Below are 6,000 nucleotides of genomic sequence, written 5' to 3'. Positions count from 1 at the left end.
CTGTTTATTTAGGTTTTGAACTTTCGTTCTGTTCCATGGACTTTCCTGCAGACATCACTCTCAGGAAAACCCGAATGAAATTTGAATTAACGTTCAAGGTTGTTTTGTTATTCAGTTATCAAGGTTTCGCTTTCATGCGAAAGCTTTTATATTTTATCACATCGACTTTTGTTTGTCAAGAACTTTTTTCAAGTTTTTCAACTTCTTTTTTGAAGCCATCTTGCTTTCTTCTTCTATCTCTTTCAGAAGAAGTTGTTCTTTTATGTCGTGCAACTTTTATATCTTATCACACATGTTTTATCTTGTCAAGAACTTTTTTCATTTATCTGAAGATTTTCTTTCCGATTTCTTTCAAATCAATGTGTTCTCATGTGCAACGTATGCTATCTTATCATAGAGTTTGTGTTACGTCAAGTGTTTTTTCACTTTTTTATTTTTTCTTTTAGAACTTTCATTTATGTACTCTCGGAATCTTTCTTCTCTTCTATCTCACATTTGACATAAAAGGGGCTGTCGCAGGGACTGTCGGGCTATTGTTCCGAGATAAAATAAAAATAAAACACAGAGAGACTCCATATATAAATCTGCACTATTTGAAGAACGAGGAGAGATTGTATCCAAGGGAAGAAGACAACCTCTTATCTTACTGACCTGGACACAATCCGACGAAGTACTTCAACGAATGTGGATTTATATATGGAGTCTCTCTGTTTTCAATAATCTAAAGTTGGAACAATAGCGCGACAGCCCCCTCTACATACATCATTTCGTTTTAACTATTCTTCCAGAACTTCAGCTTCATTTTTACTATTTTATCCCTAAAAATCACATGGTATGTCCTCCAGCCTTTTGCCGGCATAATTAATTCTATACCATTTCCTTCTAATTCTCCCTGGAATAAAATATTTCCCTTTATATTTAATATAGTACATTCATTCTCGCGGACTGCTATGATTTCCTTTCCCCACATCTGAATAGAATCATAATTCATGTTCAACTTACATTCTAGCTTTTTAGCACCGTTCTTATCATAAATCTGAAGACTGTACTTTCCTTTTTCCGGGTTTTCCGAATTCTCTAATACATATCCAATATATTTATCATTTTCAAATACACTTTCGATTTCCTGTGCAAACTGTATTTCTTTTTTTACCTTTGGTGTATCTTCTATATTATAAAAATATGTAGCAGAATTTCCAAATGCCGCTACTGTATTTTTATCTACAAAACTTAATTTAGGAATAAGCGCACTTTCATAATCAAATCCACCTTTTAACGTTACATCATCTGATTGCAGCTGGCGGCTAAAATCATAAAACACAATAGATGTTTTTGAATTCATTCCTGAAATAGAATAATAACTTACCGCAAGCTGTGTACCATCTGGAGAAATAGCCGCTGTTACAGGATAGCCTGTCTCCTCTACAGAAGAACGCATATCTGCTATCAACTCTCCATTCTTTGCATAGACCTGTATATAATTACTATTTGTACCCTCCAAAATCACTTCTATGATTCCCTGATCAGATACTGTTGCCTGAATAAGAGGATATTTTAATGTAAGTTCTTTTACTTTTCCATTTTTATTAAATAGAATAAGACTATTTTCACCTTTATCACCAAGTACAGCATATGAATCTGACTTTGTAAAAAAAGGATGAACATAAGACAATGCTACATTCCACTCAGAACGTCCAAATTTTTTCTGAAACTCAATTCCATTACTACTATACTTTAAATACCCATCTGCAAATGTTTCATAGGATACATCTACATTATCTTCTGTATCTGTCTTGTCTTTATATACATAATATTCACATCGACTTGATGATAAAATATATAAAACAATCAGAACAGCCACAATGCATACCGCTGCCATAATCATTTTTATCCTGCGGTTTTTTTCTCTTTTTTTTCGTATTTTTGTCAACGCTTCAAAATTATATACCTGTTTCTCCATTGCTCTCTCTTTCTATAAAAATAATCTGCATATTCAAAAATTTTCTTTAGTAATTTGTTGCTCATCACCTATAGATATGGGAGTCATCGCATATTTGATATTATAACATACCCCTTTTTAATCTTCAATCTGAGGGAGTTCCAAAATCTGACCCGGGTATATTTCATCAACATTTTCTATCCCATTCGCTTCCGCAATTTTTTCTATATAATTATAGGAATGATACATTTCCTTTGAAATTGCTGCTAACGTATCCCCGCGTTTTACTGTATAATATCCCCCGATAGAATTCCATGTTTCCTGCGTTTCTTCGGAACTTTCTGTCTGCCTTTCTTCATTGTTTGCATTCGTATCACTACTCGTACCGGTATCTTCTGAAGATTGCCCGGAGGAACTTTGCAATGTTTTTTCCTCTTTTACTGCTGCCGTATCTTCGTTACTACCAGCTTGTGTATTTGATTCTGTCTTTCCTTCTTCTGAATCCGCCTTCATATCCGTTATCTTTTGCTGATCAAAAACTGTCTGCGTCTTATCATCTCCTTGAAACTGTGCCAGAGTATGAATACCATAAACAAAAACTAAGGCAGCAGCAAACCCACAACCTATATAAACAGGGCTCCTAAATACGGATTTGGGCCGCAGATTTTTCTTTTTTTTCAATGCTTTTTTATAATTTCTCACGACCGCTGTATCCCTTTTTATTGTTTCAGAATATCGTCCCCTTTCCTTTTGTTCCGGTATATGTCCCATCTCTCCTTCTGCAAGCATATAATTTTTCATTTCTTGATTTGTCTCATAATAAATATAGTATCCTCTTTGTTTTTTTAAAGAATAGTTTTCAAACTGATAAAATGCATCTTCATTTTCAAGGGCATCAATCATATACAGCACCTTATTTTCTCCGCTAAAGTTATCCATATGAATCCGAATAATTTTATCATTTAAATCTACCGAAAACCCCATTCTTGATAAAAACCATCCGCAGATTTCCATTTCAGGGAAGAAAGAATCTCTAATACGATAAATTTCTCCCCAGCTCTCTTCTGAAAAAATCGTTTCTTCCAAATCCAATTCAAAATTCTGACAAGCTGCCGCCCCACTTATAAAGATACATTTTCCAATTGATGTCTTGTACATTTTTCCAAATAAAACTGCGCCTCTTGCATAAAGATTTTCCGGCTGCGCCAATTTATTTAAATATGTATACACATAATCTTCTATATATATTTTTTTTGCACCCGGCTCTCCAATCTGTCTGTAATTTCTCGGCAGACTTCTTGTTAATTCTCCTGTTTTCTTTTGATTGCTCCGCTTTTCCTCTGCCATGAATTTCCCACCTTCCCTGTTTTACATTTTTAAGATGGCTCAATCATAGCATTTTCCTATTTTGGTCTATGGCAGTTTTTGTCATATGCTTTCGCATTTTTCTTTCATTTTTCAAGTAAATGTTCTATTTAGTTGCAATTCAAATACACGTAGGACTTGAAGCACATCTTTAGCACAGCAAAATGTTGTTTAAAGTTCTTTCTCTTTGTCTACTTCTAAATATAGAAAGAAACTTTTAGCGCTACAGATATTTTACAGCATTAACATCATAAAATAAGAAAAATATGTATTCTCGGAATCTTTTTGTGCTAAGAAAGACTCCGAGAGTACATAAATAACAAAGAGAGGATTTTAACATGAAGTTCAACATAAAAAAAGAAAAACGCTGCCAGTATTTTTCTCCTGACAACGCTTCTACTGCACTTTTTTCTAATGCACTTAATAAACACATTGCTTATTTAAATAAAAAATATGAAGACCTTGTTCTTCTCTGCATCGGCACAGATAAAATAACCGGCGATTGTCTTGGTCCGCTTGTTGGTTCGAAACTAATGCAGCAGAATTTCCCGCATCCTTTATATGGAACTTTAGAAAAACCTCTCCATGCCGGCAATCTGACCAGGCAGCTCCCTGAAATCTCTACAGCGCACCCTAATGCCTGCACACTTGCCATTGATGCCGCTGTAGGCTCCCGGAACCACATCGGCCTTGTTTCTCTATCCTGCCAACCTCTTTTCCCTGGAAAAGGGGTTTCACGCTCACTTTCTCCTGTCGGAAATATTTCTATCACAGGGATCATTAACGAATTTTCTTCAAGCGAAATCTTGCTTCCCTATACCAGCCTCTACCTTGTAGATTGCCTAGCAACCTATATTTGCAACGGAATATTAATGACAATAACATAGTAAGTTGTAGATTTTGTATAGACAAAAAAAGGACTACCACCCTATCCCATCTGCTCTGTAATCGCAGTGTTTAAAATGCTCATCCGCATCTTAAACACGCTCCCAAGCCGCATCTGGGATAGGGTGGTAGTTCTTTTTTCTGGTTATCCTAAATCCACAGTTGATAAGAATGGGGATTCATCATACTCTTCTGGACAATCCCCTTCTCTTTCCAAAATAAATGACTAATTTGTTATTAAAACAGTCAGCCGCTGAGACAAAATTTTATGCTGAATTGTAAAAAAACTATAGTAAAGAAAAAAAGAATTGTTATAAGTATTGCATTTTGTGACTTTGCGCTATGGAATTCTGACCATAGGAACTTGGGACTCGTTTTTCCCAAGTTCCTGTTTTTCTGGGCAGAATGGAATGTTCAGCGCAACGGAACAAAATCTAACTTATAACAATTCTTTTTTCTTTAGAAGACTGACTACAATTCAGCTCAATATCTTCCTCTTCAGCGACGTCTGTTTAACCAATTAAATTATTATTTATTTTCCGCTTCGAACTTCTTCATGAATTCTACTAATTTTTCTACGCCTTCGATTGGCATTGCATTATAGATAGATGCACGCATACCGCCAACTGTTCTGTGTCCCTTGAGGTTTACAAAACCGTTTGCCTCTGCTTCTGCTACAAATTTAGCATCTAATTCTTTATCACCTGTTACGAAAGGTACATTCATGAGGGAACGGTCTTCTTTTACTACTGTTCCTTTGAACATTTCGCTCTCGTCTAAGAAATCATAAAGGATTTTGGCTTTCTTTTCGTTGTATTCTTTCATTGCCTGAAGTCCACCCTGTTTTTTCAGCCATTTGAATACTTTACCACAAATATAGATACCATAGCATGGTGGTGTGTTGTAAAGAGAATCTTTGTCTGCCTGTGTTTTGTATTTGAGCATGGTAGGTGTTCCTTCCATTACGTCATCGCGGATTAAGTCTTCGCGGATAATTACGATTACAACACCGGCTGGACCTACATTCTTTTGTACTCCACCGTAGATTACACCATATTTTTCTACATCGTGTGGTTCGGATAAGAAACAGGAGGATACGTCAGCAACTAATGTTTTACCTTTTGTGTTTGGTAACTTTTTATACTTTGTTCCATAAATAGTATTATTCTCACAAATATAAACGTAATCTGCGTCTTCATCAATTGGAAGATCGGAGCAGTCTGGAATATAGGAGAAAGTTTTATCTTCAGAAGATGCAATTTTTACTGCTTTTCCATAACGGCTTGCTTCCTGATATGCTTTTTTTGCCCACTGTCCTGTAACAATATAATCTGCAACACCGTTCTTCATAAGATTCATAGGAATTGCTGAAAACTGCTGTGAAGCTCCGCCCTGTAAGAATAAAACTTTGTAGTTATCTGGAATGTTCATGAGGTCTCTTAAATCCTGCTCTGCTTCTTTGATAATATCATCGAAGACTTTAGAACGATGACTCATCTCCATAACAGACATTCCACAGCCTTTATAATCCAACATTTCATCTGCTGCTTCTCTTAATACCTCTTCCGGCAATACGGCCGGACCTGCTGAGAAATTATATACTCTTCCCATTTTTAACATATCCTCCTTGTACTATTTATTAAAAATTAAAATAAATGTTTATCGCGTTACTGCGTTATACTTACGAATTATAACACACTTTGACGAATTGTTAACAGTGTTTTTTTAATATCGGCATTTTTTTGCAATTTTCACTTTGTAACCCTTCAAAATTAACAACTTTCACGAATTTTTTGAATATTCCCCCCTTA

At 35.4% G+C, this 6,000-nt stretch carries 4 protein-coding genes; 1 reads left to right on the top strand and 3 read right to left on the bottom strand.

What is annotated here, in order from left to right:
* Window positions 1-772 precede the first annotated feature (772 nt).
* Window positions 773-1,960: a DUF5711 family protein gene (locus tag FYJ25_RS13400; protein ID WP_096238949.1), complete on the bottom strand. Its 1,188-nt coding sequence runs from the start codon at window positions 1,958-1,960 to the stop codon at window positions 773-775.
* Between the two features lie 117 nt (window positions 1,961-2,077).
* Window positions 2,078-3,286, bottom strand: a complete 1,209-nt coding sequence (locus tag FYJ25_RS13395) for a LysM peptidoglycan-binding domain-containing protein (protein WP_096238948.1) — start codon at window positions 3,284-3,286, stop codon at window positions 2,078-2,080.
* A 356-nt stretch (window positions 3,287-3,642) separates the two neighbouring features.
* On the opposite strand from FYJ25_RS13395, the gene yyaC reads away from it, so the two are divergent.
* The gene (gene yyaC / locus FYJ25_RS13390; protein WP_147608234.1) at window positions 3,643-4,191 is read left to right on the top strand and encodes a spore protease YyaC; all 549 of its coding nucleotides are present in this window, start codon (window positions 3,643-3,645) and stop codon (window positions 4,189-4,191) included.
* A gap of 526 nt (window positions 4,192-4,717) precedes the next feature.
* On the opposite strand, the gene serC is transcribed toward yyaC, so the two are convergent.
* A complete protein-coding gene (serC, locus tag FYJ25_RS13385; protein ID WP_021906989.1) occupies window positions 4,718-5,800 on the bottom strand; it encodes a 3-phosphoserine/phosphohydroxythreonine transaminase in 1,083 nt (360 codons plus the stop codon).
* Between the last annotated feature and the right edge of the window lie 200 nt (window positions 5,801-6,000).

The sequence above is a fragment of the Anaerobutyricum soehngenii genome (assembly GCF_009697165.1).
GTDB classification, from domain to species: domain Bacteria; phylum Bacillota; class Clostridia; order Lachnospirales; family Lachnospiraceae; genus Anaerobutyricum; species Anaerobutyricum soehngenii.
This window is presented reverse-complemented; position numbering and strand designations above follow the sequence as displayed.

What these genes read in the sequence shown, in the direction of transcription:
- FYJ25_RS13400 (WP_096238949.1), bottom strand. Translation starts at nt 1,960, where the DNA reads ATGGAGAAACAGGTATATAATTTTGAAGCGTTGACAAAAATACGAAAA.
- FYJ25_RS13395 (WP_096238948.1), bottom strand. Translation starts at nt 3,286, where the DNA reads ATGGCAGAGGAAAAGCGGAGCAATCAAAAGAAAACAGGAGAATTAACA.
- yyaC (WP_147608234.1), top strand. Translation starts at nt 3,643, where the DNA reads ATGAAGTTCAACATAAAAAAAGAAAAACGCTGCCAGTATTTTTCTCCT.
- serC (WP_021906989.1), bottom strand. Translation starts at nt 5,800, where the DNA reads ATGGGAAGAGTATATAATTTCTCAGCAGGTCCGGCCGTATTGCCGGAA.